Below are 17607 nucleotides of genomic sequence, written 5' to 3' on the forward strand. Positions count from 1 at the left end.
AAAAGTGAGGTTTTTTACGCCAGCCCGGGCTAGGCTATTCTCTCAGCTTTTCAAGCGCCCTTACCGTCGCCAGGGCTACCTCGTCCTCGGGGTAGAAGACCTTGACCTCGTCCACGCGGAAGCGCTCCACGAAGGCCCAGACGAATGCCGCGATGAGCTTCCCCAGGAACTCGGCGTCGCTGCTCGCCTCAAGCCTCGCCACACCCCTGGCTTTGAAGGTCGCGGTTGCGCGCCCGCAGAGGGCGCCCCTTTCCACCATTTAAGGAGGGGTTAAGTATGGGTAGGGAAATGATGGGGTATGGGACTGTGGCAGGAGGGGTCGAAGAGTTCGACGAGGAGTTCGTCCGCGGGAAGCTTAAAGAGCTTCTAGAGAAAGCGTTGTTTCCGCGCGGCAACTATAGGGGGCTCAAAGCTACTCACGAGCAGGTTGCGCGGGAGCTAGCAGAAATAAAGGCCAACTATGCGCAATACGGCGAGGCCTACGTTGAATACGTTGGCAGGCTCGGGGAAGGCGAGGAGAAGGCGTTCAGAGAGGCGGAGAAAGCGATGAGGGAAGCCCTGAAGCGTGTAGACGAACTCAAGATCAAGAGAACAGGGAAGACACGGTGGAAGGCGAAGCTCTCCGGTGCGAAGTGGAGGCTCTACGTGCACTTGAAGCAAAGCGGATACTGGAGTGTTGAGGTTCGCTTGTACATCAGGGTCGCTAAGCTAAGGCTTCCCGATACCCTGAGGATTCCACCCGAGCTACTCAGAGTAGCGCAGGAGGGTTGGGTCCTGGGCGATGCTAGCTACGACGCAGACCGCGGAGAAGTTAAGATGAGTACTTCGCAGAGCTGGCAGGTTGCCTCCTTCCCTGGTTTCTGGCCGGAAAAGGATGTAACCATCTGCGTTAAAAGCGTAGTGATCAACGAGACAAGAGTCAGCGTTACGTGGTACGTGGTTGTTAAGGGTGTTCGCGATGCGCCTCGCTTGTGGAGCCTCCCCAAAGTGGTGAAACAGAGGATCATCTTGAAGGAGATAGGAGGGGCGAACGAAGGAAAAGTCGACATCGTCAGGGCGCTAAAGCTTGCACTGCTATACGCCGCTGATGGGGAGTATCCAGGGCCAAACTCGGCTAAACACGTACTGGAATTCGCAGTCGGCCGAAGATCTCGCCAAGTTAGAACTGGGGGCTCGGTCAGGATTGCGAGGCTTCTATACAAGGAGGTACCGCAACTCTTAGCATACATGGTTGCGTCGGGCTGCAAGAAAGCAGAGTTCTTAGCTAGCCTGGCATTCGTGGAGCCCCGCCCGTACCGCCTCTCGCTGCGGTACTTGGAAGTCGCCGGCGTACGGATGAACCTGCAACTCGTAGGCAATAAGAACTACTACACTCTTGCGGCGCGAGTGTATATAACCGAGGATAACGAGGAGATGCTTCGCGATTTCCCTGAGAGAGCGAGGAAAGAGGGTCTTGTAGTTAAAAAGATGAAGATAGCCAAGAAATACTACTGCTACTACGCCGGTATGCGGGAGCTGACGGGGTACTGCGATAAACACCCGGAGGCCTACAACACCCTGATCGACTTTGTTCAAGAAGAGCTTGAAACAATGCCTCTAGACCACCCTGCCCGCCGAAGCGTAGAGCGTCTCTTGGAACGCCTAAGGAAGGCGCGAGAAAGAGCGCTTAAAAAGCTGGGGGCAAGGCAGGAATAGGGTAAACCACCAGGGAAAGGCGCCCGGCCCCCTCCTCATGCGCGATGCGCGCACAATCGCGAATAATCAAAGATTTATTCATGGCGGCGTGTCTAGCTATCTGGGATGAAGAGGGACGAGCGCGAAATCAGGGATCTTGCAAGGCAAAGGATTAAGAGGCTCCTGGAGTTCGCCGCGAAGGTATATCGCGTAGAGCCGCGCCTCGCCGACAGGTACGGCGAGCTGTCCCTGCTGATAGCTAAGAAGGCGCGGCTCCACTACCCGGACTTCCTCAAGGCTAGAGTGTGCAGGAAGTGCGGAGCCTTCCTAGTCGTGGGTTTCTCCGCAAGAGTAAGAGTGAAAAACAGGGGCAAGATGAAGTACATCGCGGTTACCTGTCTCAGGTGCGGCTACACGAGGCGGTATCCCTTGAAGAGGAGCGCCGTGCCGCCGAAGCCCTGGTACGTGCTTTACGGAGAGGTGGCCGGGCATGATTAGAGTTAGGGGGATTCACAGCACGGCGATAGCGGGGCTCTTGGACGAGGCTGGTTTCCGCTTCGCGGACCTCAGCCAGGAGCTCCTGGCGCGTATCCCCCAGCTGAGGGTGGAGGAACGCGTTCTCGTCACCGTTAAGGACACAGATGACAGGAGCGGCGTAGTAGTACTGGGCGACCGCGCTGTTGTCGAAAAAGTGGCATACCTCCTCCGCGCGGTCATCCCGGGAGCTCTAGTTAGCTACGTGGGCGAAGGTCCCTATACGACGTACGCGGTGAGGCTTCTCTCGAGGGTGGAGGGCGACGTCTACGAGGCGGAGTATTCGCCCGGGAAACGCACGACGGTCAAGCTTCGTCGCCCTCACGTAGAAGGCGAGGTGATAATGGCCCACGTGATCAGGGCCTCCCCGGAGGCCCCCTTGCTAAAGGAGGGGGTGGCGATTACGGGGAGCCTCGTGAGGCTGGTACAGTTCGACAGGCACAGTGTAAGCGAGCACATCAGGGACGAGAACCTTAGACTGCAGCTGTTAACGCTCGCTATGACGAGCGCGCCGACGGGGTGGGGTGTTCACTTCAGGAGTGCGTCGAAGAGGGCGAGCATAGTCGACGTAATGGCGGAGATTAAGGCTCTAAGCGAGAAGGCCGAGAAAATCCTTAAGGAAGTCGCGCCGAAAGAGCCCGGCGTAGTTGTTCCCGGTGAGGCGATAGCGATAGTAGAGATCCCGGCGGACGCGTCGATACGGATGGATGCGCTTCGATCGCGCTACTACCCGACGCTACCGCTCCACCACCTTCTTAAGCGGCTGGGAGACGACGAGCTCAGCAGGGCTGTAGATTTCTCGGAGAGGCTCCTCGCAGGTTGCGAGAAGTGCCTATCGAGTACGGGGGCAATAGAGGTTTTCCTGGAGAGGCTCTCCTCGCTTAAAGGGCGCCAGGTAAGCGTGTTGCACAGGAAGGTCGCGGGCGCAGGCCACGTTTGGAGCGCTGAAGTGGAAAGCGTGAAAAGAATGACTGTCGTTTTGAAGCGTGTAGTATCGTCGCCAGGTCTATACGACGGCTTCGAAGGCTTAAAGCGAGAACCTGGAGATGTTATCCGCTCATATACCTGGCTTTTCGGGAGGGCGGTCGTCCACTTTTACACTTCGGCCCGGGGAGAATTGAAGGGGGTATACGTTAACATAAATGCTCCGGTATTCTTCGCCGGCAACGCTAACACCCTTGGCTACGTAGACCTAGGGGTAGACGTTACCCGTGCAGCAGATGAAGAGCCGAAAGTAGTGGATCTCGCCGAGTTCCTAGACCTCGTGGAAAGAGGGGTTCTAGACAAACAGCTAGCAGGTAGCTACCTAGAGTTCGCGGAGTCCGTGAAGCATCTCTTGGAAAAGGATATTGGGGAAGATCTCCCGGCTAGGATTATGCAGGCACAAAAAAGCATATTTTCATTTGAAACGGACAAGCTATTAGCAGTGTGAGGTGGTGCGTTTGGACGTTCTATGGGCGCCTTGGCGAATGGCCTACATCGAGTATGCGAAGATAGAGCGGGGAGAGGGGTGCTTCATATGCAAGGCTGTTGAAAGCTCCGAACTCGAAGAGAACCTGGTGGTCTACAAGGGAGAGAAGATCATCGTGATGCTAAACCGCTACCCCTACAACACGGGGCACCTCTTAGTCGCTCCTACGAGGCACGTAGCAGATTTCTCGCAGTTGTCGGACGAGGAACTGTTCTCGCTCGCGAAAGCGGTCTCCCTATCGCTGGAGCTTCTGAAGAAGGCTCTCTCCCCCGATGGCTTCAACGTGGGAGTAAACCTCGGCCGGGTCGCGGGAGCAGGACTAGAGTCGCACCTACACGTTCACGTAGTCCCGAGGTGGAACGGAGACACGAACTTTATGCCGGTAATTGCCGATGCGAAGGTCATACCGGAGGCTTTGAAGGACACGCGGCGAAAGTTGCTGAAGCACGTCGACGTCTTCGAAGGCTTACGCTAGGTTGTGCAAACCGGCGCGCGCTACTTCACGAATCCGTAGCCTATGAGCCTCCACTTGCCGGCTAGTTGCCTCGAAATCGCTACGCGTGTGCCAGTCTCTGCGACCACGGGGATTTTTAGCTTCATGTGTGCTACGTTGTCCCTGACGCTTGTAACTGCACCTATGGAGAGCGCTGTCCCCACGTTAACCATGAGTATCTCGCCGGCTCTCACGGGTTCTACTTTCATCGGCTTGTCTAGACCTACAACCCTTTCGAGAAGGTTTACTTCGATTTCAAGGTCGTAGAGTGTCGGCGGAAGTGTGCCGGGATACCCTACCACGTTGCCTATCAGGTTGTCCGCCTTAGTTACGCTGGGGTCGAGAGTTGTACCGACGGCTACGAGTCCGCCGGGGTATGCTTTCTCGAGCGGCTGGTCGCCTGTCTTAAGGGAGGTTATGGTCGTGTATACCGGTTCGTAGACTTCCTGTCCGTCCTTCTTGATTTTAATGCCGGGTCTTATCTCGATCTCGTGCCCCACTTCAAACCTTCCCTGAACGATAGTTCCGCCCAGCACTCCTCCCACGAGGTCTTTTGCGTTAGTTCCAGGCTTGTTAACATCGAAGGATCGTATCACGAACATCCTAGGGGGTTTAGAGAAGTCTCTCCTAGGCGTCGGTATGTACTCTTCGATAGCCCACACGAGGGCGTCTATGTTCGCCTTGTGTAGCGCGGATACGGGGACTATAGGCGCGTTCTCCGCCCAGGTACCCGCTATGAACTTCTTTATCTCGTTGTAGCTTTCCAAGGCTCTCTCCTTGGACACAACGTCTACCTTGTTCTGCACTATGACCAAGTTTCTGACGCCTATGATCGAGAGGGCGGTGAAGTGTTCCCTCGTCTGGGGCTGGGGGCACTCCTTGGTGGCATCCACGACGAGCAACGCTCCATCCATCAGCGCCGCCCCAGCGAGCATTATGGACATCAACATCTCGTGTCCAGGGACGTCTATGAAGGAGACTTTCCTCACGAATTCTAGCGGAGACCCGCAGTACTTGCATTTACCGTCTTTCGGCATGGTAGCGCTAGTGTAGTAGGCTTGCGGCGGCGGGCACTTGGGACACTTATAGATAGCTGTATCGGCGTAGCCGATCTTCAGCGTGATACCCCTCTTCAACTCCTCGGAGTGCCGCGACGCCCAAACCCCCGTTAAGGCTTCGATAAGCGTGGTCTTCCCGTGGTCCACGTGACCACTAGTACCTATGTTCACAAGGGGTTGCTTCTTGAGAGCTTCTTGGAACTCGTCCTCGCTCATATTACCTCGCGCGCGTTTTTCGTCTACGGACACGTGTACTCTATAAGTTGTGTCGATAAAAGCCTTTGCACCACGCGCGCGTCAAGTATCAGGAGGAGGTTCCTCAGCATTTTAGCGCGCGAGGAAATGCTTAAAGCGTGCTTAGAAGTCGATGCTTGGAGGTCGATGAGTAGCTTGTACAATCCTCACGAGTTCCTAGTCGACAACGTGAAGAGACAGGTGGCAGAGTTTCTAGTATCCAAGGGTTTCGCCGTGGAGCCGGCGCAGGTAGAGGTGCGAAAAGCTCCGAAGACGTTTGGCGATCTCGCAGTTCCCCTTTTCACCATCTCTAAGGTGGTGAAGGGGCTGAGCGTAGAGGAGGTGTCCACGCTTTTCGGGGGCTTTAAACCATCGGGACTCGTGAAGTCGTCGAAAGTGGAGAACAACTTTCTGAACCTCGTGGTCGACGAGAAAAGATACGCGGAGGTAGTCTATAGTAGTGTTGTTAGGCTCGGCGATAACTACGGGTTCGTGCCGGCCGAGACGAGAGAGAGGATCATAGTAGAACATGTAAGCGCAAACCCCATACACCCACTTCACGTAGGGCACCTGAGGAACGGAGTTCTCGGAGACTCGCTGGTAAGGCTTTTGCGCGCCAGGGGTCACGAGGTGAAGGCTCACTTCTACGTAGACGACGTGGGGTTGCAGGTTGCATATGCGGCTAAAGCCTTCAGCATAGTGGGTGGGGAGGGTCAAGGGAAGAAGGATCACTTCGTCGGAACGCTCTACACAGCGATCAACCTCTTAATAGAGGTCAAGAAGCTAAGGGAGAAAGCTAAGAGTGCTAGCGGCGACGAGCTCGCCGAGATAAACAGCAAGGTCTCCGAGTATCTGTGGCGTCTTGGAGAGCTCTCCGAGAAGTTTCCAGGGTTGATCGAGAAGCTGTTAGAGTGGGTCGAGAAAACTGAGGACCCCGAAGCCGAGCTACGCAGGTTGAACAGGATGTACGAAGAGGGTGACCCGTCGACCGTAAAGCTTACGAGGCGCGTGCTCGATTACTGCCTTGAAGGTATAAGGGAAACCCTTGATAGGCTCGGCATATCGTTCGATAGCTGGGACTGGGAGAGCGAGCTGACCGTGTGGAGCGGCGCGACAAGCGACGTTATAGACAAGCTTAGGGGGCTCGGGCTGGTGGAGAGAAGGGACGGCGCCCTGGTGTTCAGAGCTGACCTGCTAGCGGAGTCCGAGGATGTCCGCCGCGCGGCGGGCATTCCCCCCGGGTTCACCGTTACGCCTATGACCCTTGTGAGGTCGGACGGTACGACTCTCTACACGACTAGGGATATTGCGTACTCGATTTGGAAGCTTTCGAGAGCCGACCGCGTAATCAACGTGATCGCCGTTCAGCAGACGCTGGCCCAGGCCCAGTTGAGGCTAGCATTGTACGCGCTCGGCTACAGGGACGTGGGCAGGAGGCTTATCCACTACTCGTACGAGATGGTGAACCTGCCCGGGACCAGGATGTCCAGCAGAAGGGGTGTCTACGTCTCTGCGGACGAGGTAATAGAGGAGGCTGTCGCCAGGGCAAAGGAGGAGATAGCAAAGAGGGGGGTAGGCGACGTAGGCGACGCGGAAAAGGTAGGTATAGGCGCACTAAAGTTCTTCTTCCTCTCACAGACTCCGGGCAAGGTGCTGACCTTCGACTGGAAACGCGTACTGGACTTCGAGCAAAACAGCGGGCCATTCGTGCAGTACTCCTACGTGAGGGCTCTGGGGATACTCAGAAAGGCCTCGGAGGAACATATACGCCCCGACGAGCTGAACGTAGGCGACGTAGGAGAAGAGGAGCACCCATTGATACTTCTAGTTGGAGAGTTTCCCAACGTGGTGAAAGAGGCAGCCGACAACCTGAGACCAGACCTCCTAGCCTCTTACCTCAACACCCTGGCTACGGAGTTCAACCGCTACTACGACAGCTACCCCGTGCTCAGGGCGCCCACCACCTCCAAGAAGTACTCGAGGCTTGCCGTCGTGAAAATGGTGGAGCAAACACTGAAAAACGGCATGAAACTCCTGGGAATAGAGGCGCCACAGAGGATGTGAGTAGCCGGACTCTCGTGTCAGTGTGCTGAGTAAAGAGGCCGTGCGCAAAACCGTTACGCGCATAGTGGAGGAGGGGGCCGGGCGCCTTTCCCTGGTGGTTTACCCTATTCCTGCCTTGCCCCCAGCTTTTTAAGCGCTCTTTCTCGCGCCTTCCTTAGGCGTTCCAAGAGGCGCTCCACGCTTGGCCTTGCCGGGTGGTCAAGAGGCATTGCTTCAAGCTCTTCTTGGACAAACGCGATCAAGGTGTCGTAGACGCGCGGGTATCGGTCAGCATACTTCATTAGCGATTTTTCGCCAGCACGGTAACCCCAATACCTCTTACTCACCTTCACCCTTCTGACTTCTAGACCCTCGCGCCTCGCCCTCTCGGGGAAATCGCGAAGCATCTCCTCGTTATTGCGCGTGATGTATACTTGGGCCATAAGGTAGCGGCGGTTCTTAGGGCCTGCGAGCCGCAGGTTCATTTTAACACCGCACACCTCCAGGTAGCGAGGCGCGTAGTGTCGCGGCTTCACGGATGCCAGGCTCGCTAAGAATTCTGCCTTCTGGCAACCAGACGCAGCCATGTATTCCAGTAGTTGCGGCACTTTCTCGTAGAGAAGCCTCGCAACCCTCACCGCACCTTCGGTTCTAACTTGGCGAGATCTTTGACCGACTGCAAATTGTAACAGATGTTTACCCGTGTTGCTTGACCCTGGGTACTCACCATCTGTAACGTAGAGCAGTGCGAGCTTTAGCGCCCTGACGATGTCGACTTTTCCTTCGTTCGCCGCCTCGATCTCCGCCAAGATAATACCCTGCTTCTCCTCCTTCCTCAAAGCCCACTCCCTAGGCGCGTCGCGGACGCCGTGTACATAGATAAACCACACCATGCTGACGCGAGTCTCGTTGATTACTATGCTTCTAACGTAGACAGTCACCTCCTTCCCCGGCCAGAAACCGGGGAAGGAGGCAACCTGCCAGCTCTGCGCCGTAGCCATATCGACTCTTCCGTGGTCTGCGATGTACGACGCATCACCAAGGATCCAACCCGTTTGAGCTGCCACCAGCAATTCAGGCGAAAGCTCCAGGACGTCGGGAAGTCTTAGTCTAGCGATCTTAAGGAGAAGGACGACCTCGACACTCCAGTACCCGTTAGGCTTCCTAGACACGTAGATCCGCCATTTCTCTCCTGGAAGCTTAGCCTTCCACCGTGTCTTCCCCGTTCTCTTGATCTTGAGTTCGTCTACACGCTTCAGGGCTTCCCTCATCGCTTTCTCCGCCTCTCTGAACGCCTTCTCCTCGCCTTCCCCGAGCCTGCCAACGTATTCAACGTAGGCCTCGCCGTATTGCGCATAGTTGCCCCTTATCTCCGCTAGCTCCTGTGCGACCTCTTCATGGGTAGCTTTGAGCCCCCTGTAGCCGCTGGGCGGAAACAGCGCCCTCCTGAGAAGCTCCTCGATCTTCCTGCGAATAAACCACTCGTCGAACTCTTCAAACCCCTCCCCCGCTCCATTTCCCCTCATGTACCTTTCAACCATATTTCACCCCTCCTTAAATGGTGGAGGGGGCGCCCTGCGAGGGCGCGGCATCAGGGGTCAGCGTGGCGGGAGGGGCCGGGAAAAGAGGAGGGCGGCAAAAAAGATACTTTTTAGACTGGGTGGGGGTTTAGGGCTTTACGAATAGCTCTTTTCGCGCGCAAGTGTTGACAGGGTATGAGCGACCCAAGGGTTATCGTGCGGAGTATCGGCGCCCTCTCGCGGCTACTGGCTAGCACTCTTAGGCGCGCGCCTCTACGAGGCGCGCCTAGTAGAGGCGTTGGACGCAATCGAAGAGTTTCTAGCCTCCGTGGGGAGCGCGACCCCGCGCATCGAGGAAGACGAAAAACTGGCGAGAGAGCTAGAGGAGGACGTCGAGGAGCTCAGGGGGCTAGGGCTAGCGTAAAAACCCTTTCTTCCTTTTTTCCTTTTTCCCTGGTTTGTAAACACGCGATACCGCGCGCGCCACAGAGGATGTAGCTCGACGCGCGCTGTAAAAAATATTTAAGCGTGCGCAAAAGCCGGTACGTGTGTCCAAGAAACCCTATCCTCACAACGACGATATAGTTGAAGCCATACTCGAAGTACTAGGCAAGGACTTCACTGTCTCCCCGGAAGAGTTCCCCTCGCGCGTTAAGGAGAAGCTCGAGGAGAAAGGCTTCTACGCGGGGCTTGTCTCCGAGAAGCGCGTGTGGTCTTTGTACGAGAAGCTGGTGAAGTCCGGCCGGATGCCGGACTACCTCGGGGTAGTCCCTGCCGGCGAAGAACGCTCCGGTAATGAGTAGCACGCTCCGCGAACAAAACTTGCATGCGGCAGTCTTTTCTCTCGCGACGCGCGCGGGCTCGTAAGGCTCCTAGGCACGGCACGAATAAAAGTAGACCACCGGGGAGGCGGCGCCCGGCCCTTTTTAAGCAGTTGGAAAATGAGTAAAGCTTATTTTTTGATAGTATACAGGATTGCCGGTGTCTGTCATTGCTAGCAATAATCAAAGGATGAAGTTCCCGGAAGTGAATGCTGAGAGAAGGGATTTTCTACGCAAAGTGGAAGAGAAGTGGCAGCGCAGGTGGGAAGAGAGCGGTTTATTCGAAGCGGATCCAGACCCCTCGCGCCCCAAGTTCTTCGTTACCTTTCCTTACCCCTACATAAACTCCTTCCCACACCTCGGCACAGCGTATACCGTTCTCCGCGTCGATATACTCGCCAGGTTTAAGAGGATGCAGGGCTTCAACGTCCTCTTCCCGCAAGGGTGGCACGCGACGGGAGGGCCCATAGTAGCCGCCGCGCTAAGAGTCAGGGAGGGCGACGAGAAGCAGATACGCATATTGAAGTCTATCGGAATCCCCGACTCGGAAATCCCGAAGTTCAGGGACCCTGAGTACTGGGTCGAGTTCTTCAGAAAGGGTTTCAAACAGGACTTTTCGAGGTACGGGCTCTCGATAGACTGGAGGAGGGAGTTTTTCACCACGTACCTAAATCCCCCCTACAGCAAGTTCATACAGTGGCAGTACACAGTCCTGAGAGAGAAGGGTCTGATAACCAGAGGGTCTCACCCGGTTGTGTGGTGCCCGAAAGAGCATAAAGTGGTCGGAGACCACGATAGGCCGGACGAGTACGCTGGCATAGGACCGGAAAGAGTCGTGATTATAAAGTTTAAGGGAGAGGACGGCCTCGTCTACCCCTGTCTCACCTATAGACCCGAGACGGTTTACGGGGCTGTAAACATCTGGGTGAACCCGGAGTCCAAGTACCTGGTAGCAGAGGTGGACGGTGAGAAATGGGTTATAGGGGAGTACGGCGCCAGGGAGCTCGCCGACCAGGATCACTCCGTGAAGATAGTGGGAGAGGTAAAGGGCTCCGAGCTCGTGGGTAGGTTTGCGAGGAACCCCGTTACCGGCTGGAGGATCCCAGTTCTGCCCGCGTACTTCGTCCAGGCGGACGCAGGTACAGGTATAGTGATGTCGGTCCCAGCGCATGCCCCCTACGACTTCGCGGGCCTGGAGGACCTAAAGAAGGATCCCTACCTCCTAGAGAAGTTTGGCCTGGACCCCGCTATCTTAGACGCTGTTAGACCAGTAAAGCTGATAGACGTCGAGGAATACGGCGGGCTACCCGCGGAGGAGGTGGTTAGACGCCTTGGCGTGACGTCGCAGTTTGACCGTGAAAAGCTCGAGGAGGCGACGAAGGAGGTTTACTCGAAGGAATTTTACAAGGGAGTCCTAAAGCCCGAGGTATTCGGGGAGCGCTGGGGCGGCAGGAAAGTCTTCGAGGTAAAGGAGGACGTCGTGGAGAACCTTGTGAGCAGAGGCATCGCGCTGAGACACTACACTCTGCCGAGCCCCGTGTACTGCCGTTGCGGGGCTAGGACGCACGTAAAGCTGGTCAAAGACCAGTGGTTCCTCAGGTACAGCGACCCGGAGTGGAAGAGGAGGGCCCACGAGTGTATTGACAGGATGAGGTTCGTGCCGGAGGAAGTTAGGCAGGAGTTCCACAGGCTCGTTGACTGGTACGAGGACTGGGCCTGCACGCATGAAAGAGAGCTCGGGACACCGCTCCCGTGGGACGAGAGGTGGGTCCTGGAGTCACTCAGCGATTCGACCATATACATGGCCTACTACACGCTGGCGAAGTACTTACAGCACCCGGAGAAGTACGGCATAGACTGGTCCAAGCTGAACAACGAGTTCTTCGACTACGTCCTCCTGGGAAAGGGGGATCCCGGTAGCGTCGCCGAGAGGACGGGGATTCCCAAGGAGTTGCTCGAAGAGATGAGGAAGGAGTTCCTCTACTGGTACCCTGTCGATATGAGGGTTTCCGGGAAGGACCTGATCGGGAACCACCTCGTATTCTTCATAATGCACCACGTGGCGATATTCCCGGAAGAACACTGGCCGAGAGGTATAGGCGTCAACGGCTGGGTCCTGGTTGCCGGGAAGAAGATGTCCAAGTCCGCCGGGAACTTCATACTTCTACGCGAGGCCCTGGAGTACTGGGGCGCGGATGCTACGCGTTTCGCCGAGGCCTACGCGGGTAACTCGGGGCTCGACGACGGAAACTTTGAGCCCGAGGTTGCGAGTAAGGCTGTAGACCTGCTGTACGAGTGGTACGAATTCGCAGTGAACAATTACGGCAAGGGAGATGAAAACAGAAGATTCGTGGACGACTGGTTTGAAAGCGTTCTCTACAGAACCCTGGAAAAGGTGACTAAAGAGTACGAAGAGCTTAACACGAAAAACGTGCTCGTAGAGGGCTTCTTCAATCTCCAGAACGCGTATAGGTGGTACGTAAAGAGGCGGGGCGGCACAGCGAATAAAGAGGTGCTTAAGAAGTTCGTAGAGATACAAACCCTCATCCTTGCCCCCATAACACCCCACATAGCCGAGGAGATATGGGAGGCAACAGGGCACAAAGAATTCATATCAAGGACGAGCTGGCCCGCAGTCGATAAGAGCAAGATCAAGGACGAGGTGGAAAAAGCCGAGTCCATAGTCGTCAAGCTATACGAGGATATTCAGGAGGTCCTGAAACTGAAGAAGAGCGGCGTAGAAAGGATAACAATAGTCGCGCCGTCCAAGTGGAAGTACGGCTTCCTCGAAGGAGTCAAGCGGAGATACTCGACCTACGGGAAGCTTTCTCAGGCTATAAGCGAGACAATAAAGGAAGTCGAGCCCAGCCTTAAACCCGCCGCTGGACAGCTAGCATCGCTTATCCAGAAGAACCCAGAGGTCCTAGACCTTCTAGTAAGCCCCGAAGCGGAGCAGAAAGCACTCTCCGACGCGCTCGAATTCCTTAAAGACTCTCTAGGAGTCCCCGTAGAACTTGTAGCGGAGGAAGAGCTAAGGGAAAACCCGAGAGCCAGAACAACCCTCCCAGGTAGACCCTCGATCATTCTTTCGTAGTTCGGCGTGCGGTAAACCTTAATTCTTGGCAATTTGAAGAATAAATGGCGGATGAGTGAAGCGTTGACTGCTGACGCGGTGACGAGAAGGAGGTGAACACGACGCCCTGATCTTCTACGCGCTGGGAAACATGGGGCTAAGCACGTTTCCTGGAAGGTTACGCAGCGCGCTTGTTGCGCGCGAGAGCATGCACCCGATAAGTTTTTAGGCTGATCGTTTGGGTTTCGCTTTTGAGGCGGTGTGATCAACAAGAACGACGTAGAGAAGAAGGCCAGGAGCCTTTTCAGGGACGCTCAGATCGAGGTGAAAATGGAGGGTAAGGGTATCAAGCTCGCAATCGAAGGTATAGGAGAGGACGTGGGAGAGCTCTTTACAAAGATAGGCGACCTTGTCTCCGGCATCGCGAAGGCTTCGGGAGCCAAGGACACCGACGTCATAGTCAGCATTCAGGGCTCCGCTTACGGGATAGAAATCGAGATATACTAGCTAACTAGCGTTTCTTTACCTCGCACTCTTTCAGACTTCTCAGTAGGTAGTCAATTCGAGAAGATACAATCTCAACTGTTTTTCTGTCGGAAGACGTCTTTTCGTCGAGCGGGCCGAGCTCTTCTAGGCAACGTCCAGCCACGCATGAAAGTATGAATGCCCAGGTCCTCGCCGTAACCTCGGGCTGGTACCCTCCCCCGCCCGTCAGGAGTACTGGTACCCCTCTCGCTGCAATCCCGGATAAAAACTCTGCGAACACCTTGTAGGAGTTATCGGTTAGCCTAAGCCCTACGAGGGGGTCGCCCCTGTAAGCATCCACCCCCGACTGGACAATCACGAAGTCCGGAGAGTAGCTGGAAATCAGCGGAGCCAAGAGTTCTCGGACCACGAGCTCGAAAACATCGTCAGCACTTGTAAGAGGTATAGGAACGTTGATGTTCATGCAGAGTCCATCCCCTTCTCCAAGCTCGTCGATCCAGCCTGTCCCCGGGTAGAATCCGTAACCATAGCCGTGCACGCTAACCTTCAGCAAGGGATCCCTGTACAGTATCTCCTGCGTCCCGTCTCCGTGGTGTGCATCCACATCGATTATCGCTACCCTCTCGTAACCCCTCTCCCTGACGTACCTCGCTGCAACTGCCACATCGTTGAAAACGCAGAAACCTCCTGCTGACCTACGCCTAGCGTGGTGAAAACCACCCTGAGGGTTAAACGCGACGCCCCTCCCGGCCTTCACCAGGATATCCGCCAGGGTAAGCGTACCCGATACCGCCAGCAGCGCCTTCTCGAACACACCAGGATAAGCGGGCGTATCGCCGTAGTCAAGCAACCCTGCCCCCAACTCGGACATTCTCTTCACGTAATCCACGTATTCCTTATCGTGGGCTAGCAACAGCACGCTCTCCGGGTAACGCTTCACCTCGTGCACTTCTACCTTGAATGTTCTCCTAAGAAAGCCCAGATACTTCTCGTAGAACAGCCTGCGCGCCAGAGTCCACTCGTCTCTTAGAGAGAAAGGTGTAAACGATATTTCGTCGTAACCCTCGCCCCATACGACGTGAAGCTGAGCATAGTCCTCGCGCTTCATGCTAAATCACTATTGATAAAGAACGTTTAAATAACTGTGCGTAACCACAGACCCGAAAGAAGATGAGCTCTGAGGAATTCTATGAAGTGAGATGGCATGGGCGTGGAGGCCAAGGCGTGGTTACCAGCAGCGAGCTTCTCGCCCTGGCTGCTCTAAGGGAGGGGAAGTTCGTGTATCATGCTCCGGAGTTCGGTCCGGAGAGGCGGGGCGCACCCGTGAAGGCTTACACGCGTATATCGCGTGAACCGATAGAGCTGCACTCGGGTATCTATGAGCCCAGCGCTGTGGTGGTTATAGATCCTTCTCTGCAGAACGACCCCTCCATCGCTTCGGGGCTTAGGAAGGGAGGGCTTATCGTTGTGAACGCGAAGAGCCCCGGGGACGTGTTGCTCCGGAGTGCCCAGGAGAAGGGTGCTGAGGTGTGGTACGTGGACGCGTATAGCATTGCCATGGAGGTCTTTGGGAGACCCTTCTACAACACTCCGATGCTCGGAGCGTTTGTTAGGGCGAGCAACGTGGTGAGCCTTGAGTCTGTGGTTTCGGTTGCAATGGAGCGTTTTTCGAAGGACAGCAAGCTCGCCCAACTAAACGTGCTCGCGATTAGGCGGGCGTATGATGAGGTGAAGAAGTATGAGTGAAGCGTCGAGTTTTGTTTTGAAAAGCTGGAGGGAGATGCCTCCCGGCGGCATCATACCAGTGCCCAAGACAAGTCTTCTCAATAAGACTGGTACGTGGCGCGCCCTAAAACCCGTTATAAACCAGGCTAAGTGTATAAGGTGTTTAATGTGCTGGGTTCACTGTCCAGAGCCGGCGATACTTAGGGGCGAGGATGACTCCGTGGCCGTGGACTACGACTACTGTAAGGGTTGCGGTATCTGCGCTAATGTTTGTCCCGTACATGCGATAGAAATGGTTCCAGAGGGATGAGTTATGAAGGGTAAACTCGTCGGGATGAATGGCGACAGGGCGGTGGCATACGCCGCCAAGCAGGCTAAGGTCGACGTGATCTCAGCGTACCCCATCACTCCTCAGACGATCATCGTTGAAACGCTTGCCGAGTATGTTAACAACGGCGAACTGGACGCCGCGTTCATACCGGTTGAGAGCGAGCACACGGCGCTGTCCGCGGCTGTTGGAGCGTCGCTCGCGGGGGCAAGGGTCTTCACAGCTACATCTAGCCAGGGCCTCGCCCTTATGTACGAGATTCTCTGGATAGCGGCGGGGCTACGTGCACCCATAGTAATGGCTATAGGTAACAGGGCTCTCTCGCCGAACATCAACATACACTGTAGCCATGACGACGCCTACGCCGCCAGGGATACCGGCTGGCTCCAGTTCTTCGCGGAGAACGTCCAGGAGGCGTACGACTTGACTCTGATGGCGTTCAGAGTAGCGGAGGACGAGAGGGTGTTGCTTCCAACTATAGTCAACCTGGACGGCTTCATCCTCACGCACGCGCTCGAAGGGCTCTACGTGCTAGAGGACGCGGAGGTTGACGCTTTCCTGCCGAAGAGGAAGCCCATTAACCCGATAGACCCGAAGAACCCGAAAACTTACGGTCCACTGGACTTTACGGACTGGTACATGGAGCACAAGAGGTTACAGTTCGAGGTCTACCAGAAGGTCGGCGGTGTGGTCAGGGAAGTCTTCGATGAATACGAGAAGCTCACGGGGAGGCATTACCAGCCTGTGAAAACGTTCAACGTGGAGGGTGCGGACAAGGCAATAGTCATCCTGGGGTCCTCGGCGGGAACGGCGAGGTTCGCCGCCAGAAAGCTTGCCGAGAAGGGCATGAAGCTCGGCGTGGTGAGCCTTACCCAGTATAGACCCTTCCCGGTGGCCGAGCTTAGAAAGGTCCTGGAAAGCTTCGACGTCGTCGCGGTACTGGACAGGAGTGTGAGCTTTGGGAGTCCGGGGAACCAGCTCTTCATGGACGTCTCGACCGCCCTTTACAGCTCGAAGAAGAGGCCTATCTTGGTCAACGTCGTCTACGGGCTAGGCGGCAGGGACTTCACTCCTCTCCACGTGGAGAGGATATACGCCGCCCTAGAGGAGGTGCAGAGAAAGGGTGAAGCACCGGAGGAGAGTTTATGGGTTGGCTTGAGGGAGGGGTGAGTTGAATGGAGCTGAAAACGATTAAGACGTTGAAGGAGATACCGCGCGAGGAGCAGTTCGCGCCTGGGCACAGGCTGTGCGCAGGGTGCGGCATACCTCAGGTTGTCAGGCTGGCGTTGAAAGCCGTACCTGACCCAAAAGTCGTGGTGAATGCGACTGGGTGCCTGGAAGTTGCTACAACGATCTTTCCCTACACCAGCTGGGGTGTACCGTGGGTTCACATCGCATTTGAGAACGCGGCGGCCGTCGCCAGCGGGATCGAGGCGGCGTTCAAGATTCTCTCGAAAAAGTACGGCGTGGAGAAGCCGAAGATAATAGTCTTCGGAGGAGATGGAGGCACTTTCGATATAGGCTTCCAGGCTCTCAGCGGGGCACTCGAGAGGGGGCATGACATGATATACATTTGCTACGACAACGAGGCATACATGAACACCGGGATACAGAGGAGCGGCGCCACGCCTAAAGGGGCTTCTACGACGACGAGCCCTGCTGGAAAGGTTGTTCCCGGAAAGCTTGAAAGGAAGAAGAACCTCATAGAGATAGCTATTGCCCACGGGATAAGGTATGCCGCCACGATGAACCCGGCATTCCCGGTGGACATGTACAACAAGATAGTGAAGGCGGCGAACACACCGGGGCCCACAGTGTTGCACTACTTTACTCCTTGCCCCACCGGCTGGTACTTCGATCCTTCAAGGAGCATCGAGGTCGCCAGGCTTGCTGTACAGACACGTATTTGGCCTCTCTACGAGTACGACAACGGGAAGATACGCATAACTGTGCCGGTGAAGGAGCCTAGACCGGTTGAGGACTACTTTAAGCTTCAGGGGAGGTTCCGGCACCTGCTGGAACCTGAGAACAAGTGGCTCCTCGAGGAGATAAAGAGGGACATCGAGGAGAACTGGCAGAAACTGATGAGGATGGCCGAGCAATCAAAGTGAGTAGAGGTCTCGCCGAGAAGGGGCAGCATTATTAAA

General features: G+C 55.7%; 16 protein-coding genes and 1 pseudogene. 13 read left to right on the plus strand and 4 right to left on the minus strand.

The window, feature by feature from the left end:
• Positions 1-34: 34 nt before the first annotated feature.
• Entirely contained in the window at positions 35-259 is a 225-nt protein-coding gene (locus tag TPEN_RS02890) for a hypothetical protein (protein WP_011752229.1), read from the minus strand.
• Positions 260-276: 17 nt separating this feature from the next.
• Here TPEN_RS02890 and TPEN_RS02895 point away from each other — a divergent pair, with 17 nt between their 5' ends.
• The 4 genes from TPEN_RS02895 to TPEN_RS02910 all read left to right on the plus strand — a co-directional run bounded on the left by TPEN_RS02895 (position 277) and on the right by TPEN_RS02910 (position 4154).
• Entirely contained in the window at positions 277-1695 is a 1419-nt protein-coding gene (locus tag TPEN_RS02895; RefSeq protein ID WP_011752230.1) for a hypothetical protein, read from the plus strand.
• A 105-nt stretch (positions 1696-1800) separates the two neighbouring features.
• A complete protein-coding gene (locus TPEN_RS02900; protein ID WP_011752231.1) occupies positions 1801-2172 on the plus strand; it encodes a ribonuclease P protein component 4 in 372 nt (123 codons plus the stop codon).
• Positions 2165-3640, plus strand: a complete 1476-nt coding sequence (locus tag TPEN_RS02905; RefSeq protein WP_011752232.1) for a ribonuclease FAU-1 family protein — start codon at positions 2165-2167, stop codon at positions 3638-3640. Before TPEN_RS02900 ends, TPEN_RS02905 begins: the two co-directional genes overlap by 8 nt.
• A 4-nt stretch (positions 3641-3644) precedes the next feature.
• A complete protein-coding gene (locus tag TPEN_RS02910) occupies positions 3645-4154 on the plus strand; it encodes an HIT family protein (RefSeq protein ID WP_425358387.1) in 510 nt (169 codons plus the stop codon).
• Positions 4155-4174: 20 nt separating this feature from the next.
• On the opposite strand, the gene TPEN_RS02915 is transcribed toward TPEN_RS02910, so the two are convergent.
• Positions 4175-5446: a translation initiation factor IF-2 subunit gamma gene (locus TPEN_RS02915; protein WP_011752234.1), complete on the minus strand. Its 1272-nt coding sequence runs from the start codon at positions 5444-5446 to the stop codon at positions 4175-4177.
• Positions 5447-5611: 165 nt separating this feature from the next.
• Between TPEN_RS02915 and TPEN_RS02920 the strand changes: the two genes are divergently transcribed.
• Complete coding sequence (locus TPEN_RS02920; protein WP_052885068.1) at positions 5612-7528, plus strand: arginine--tRNA ligase; 1917 nt, start codon at positions 5612-5614, stop codon at positions 7526-7528.
• 104 nt (positions 7529-7632) lie between these two features.
• Here TPEN_RS02920 and TPEN_RS02925 read toward each other — a convergent pair whose 3' ends face one another.
• Positions 7633-9048: a hypothetical protein gene (locus tag TPEN_RS02925; RefSeq protein WP_011752236.1), complete on the minus strand. Its 1416-nt coding sequence runs from the start codon at positions 9046-9048 to the stop codon at positions 7633-7635.
• A 174-nt stretch (positions 9049-9222) separates the two neighbouring features.
• On the opposite strand from TPEN_RS02925, the pseudogene TPEN_RS09730 reads away from it, so the two are divergent.
• From TPEN_RS09730 to TPEN_RS02940, 4 genes and pseudogenes are all read left to right on the plus strand, one after another.
• Positions 9223-9451: pseudogene (locus TPEN_RS09730) on the plus strand (hypothetical protein).
• Between the two features lie 124 nt (positions 9452-9575).
• Positions 9576-9830: a histone acetyltransferase type B catalytic subunit gene (locus TPEN_RS02930; RefSeq protein WP_011752237.1), complete on the plus strand. Its 255-nt coding sequence runs from the start codon at positions 9576-9578 to the stop codon at positions 9828-9830.
• 178 nt (positions 9831-10008) lie between these two features.
• Positions 10009-12942 carry a leucine--tRNA ligase gene (gene leuS / locus TPEN_RS02935; RefSeq protein ID WP_011752238.1) on the plus strand — a complete coding sequence of 978 codons (2934 nt, stop codon included), beginning with the start codon at positions 10009-10011 and terminating at the stop codon, positions 12940-12942.
• A gap of 240 nt (positions 12943-13182) precedes the next feature.
• Positions 13183-13428, plus strand: a complete 246-nt coding sequence (locus tag TPEN_RS02940) for a hypothetical protein (protein ID WP_011752239.1) — start codon at positions 13183-13185, stop codon at positions 13426-13428.
• A gap of 4 nt (positions 13429-13432) precedes the next feature.
• Here TPEN_RS02940 and TPEN_RS02945 read toward each other — a convergent pair whose 3' ends face one another.
• The gene (locus TPEN_RS02945) at positions 13433-14515 is read right to left on the minus strand and encodes a histone deacetylase family protein (RefSeq protein ID WP_011752240.1); all 1083 of its coding nucleotides are present in this window, start codon (positions 14513-14515) and stop codon (positions 13433-13435) included.
• A gap of 62 nt (positions 14516-14577) precedes the next feature.
• On the opposite strand from TPEN_RS02945, the gene TPEN_RS02950 reads away from it, so the two are divergent.
• The 4 genes from TPEN_RS02950 to TPEN_RS02960 are packed head-to-tail and all read left to right on the plus strand — an operon-like array spanning position 14578 to position 17571.
• Positions 14578-15153 carry a 2-oxoacid:acceptor oxidoreductase family protein gene (locus TPEN_RS02950; protein ID WP_052885070.1) on the plus strand — a complete coding sequence of 192 codons (576 nt, stop codon included), beginning with the start codon at positions 14578-14580 and terminating at the stop codon, positions 15151-15153.
• Positions 15146-15442, plus strand: coding sequence for a 4Fe-4S binding protein (locus tag TPEN_RS09735; RefSeq protein ID WP_011752242.1), 297 nt, complete (start codon positions 15146-15148; stop codon positions 15440-15442). Before TPEN_RS02950 ends, TPEN_RS09735 begins: the two co-directional genes overlap by 8 nt.
• 3 nt (positions 15443-15445) lie before the next feature.
• On the plus strand, positions 15446-16630 hold the full coding sequence (gene porA / locus TPEN_RS02955) for a 2-ketoisovalerate ferredoxin oxidoreductase subunit alpha (protein WP_011752243.1): 1185 nt from the start codon (positions 15446-15448) through the stop codon (positions 16628-16630).
• A 5-nt stretch (positions 16631-16635) separates the two neighbouring features.
• On the plus strand, positions 16636-17571 hold the full coding sequence (locus TPEN_RS02960; RefSeq protein WP_011752244.1) for a thiamine pyrophosphate-dependent enzyme: 936 nt from the start codon (positions 16636-16638) through the stop codon (positions 17569-17571).
• Positions 17572-17607: the final 36 nt, after the last annotated feature.

The sequence above is a fragment of the Thermofilum pendens Hrk 5 genome (assembly GCF_000015225.1).
Taxonomy (GTDB): Archaea; Thermoproteota; Thermoprotei; order Thermofilales; family Thermofilaceae; genus Thermofilum; species Thermofilum pendens.

Excerpts from the sequence above, each read along its gene's own strand:
- TPEN_RS09735 (WP_011752242.1), top strand. The coding sequence starts at position 15,146 with ATGAGTGAAGCGTCGAGTTTTGTTTTGAAAAGCTGGAGGGAGATGCCT.
- TPEN_RS02950 (WP_052885070.1), top strand. The coding sequence starts at position 14,578 with ATGAGCTCTGAGGAATTCTATGAAGTGAGATGGCATGGGCGTGGAGGC.
- TPEN_RS02925 (WP_011752236.1), bottom strand. The coding sequence starts at position 9,048 with ATGGTTGAAAGGTACATGAGGGGAAATGGAGCGGGGGAGGGGTTTGAA.
- TPEN_RS02960 (WP_011752244.1), top strand. The coding sequence starts at position 16,636 with ATGGAGCTGAAAACGATTAAGACGTTGAAGGAGATACCGCGCGAGGAG.
- TPEN_RS02920 (WP_052885068.1), top strand. The coding sequence starts at position 5,612 with ATGAGTAGCTTGTACAATCCTCACGAGTTCCTAGTCGACAACGTGAAG.
- TPEN_RS02915 (WP_011752234.1), bottom strand. The coding sequence starts at position 5,446 with ATGAGCGAGGACGAGTTCCAAGAAGCTCTCAAGAAGCAACCCCTTGTG.
- TPEN_RS02900 (WP_011752231.1), top strand. The coding sequence starts at position 1,801 with ATGAAGAGGGACGAGCGCGAAATCAGGGATCTTGCAAGGCAAAGGATT.
- TPEN_RS02905 (WP_011752232.1), top strand. The coding sequence starts at position 2,165 with ATGATTAGAGTTAGGGGGATTCACAGCACGGCGATAGCGGGGCTCTTG.
- porA (WP_011752243.1), top strand. The coding sequence starts at position 15,446 with ATGAAGGGTAAACTCGTCGGGATGAATGGCGACAGGGCGGTGGCATAC.
- TPEN_RS02945 (WP_011752240.1), bottom strand. The coding sequence starts at position 14,515 with ATGAAGCGCGAGGACTATGCTCAGCTTCACGTCGTATGGGGCGAGGGT.
- TPEN_RS02895 (WP_011752230.1), top strand. The coding sequence starts at position 277 with ATGGGTAGGGAAATGATGGGGTATGGGACTGTGGCAGGAGGGGTCGAA.
- TPEN_RS02890 (WP_011752229.1), bottom strand. The coding sequence starts at position 259 with ATGGTGGAAAGGGGCGCCCTCTGCGGGCGCGCAACCGCGACCTTCAAA.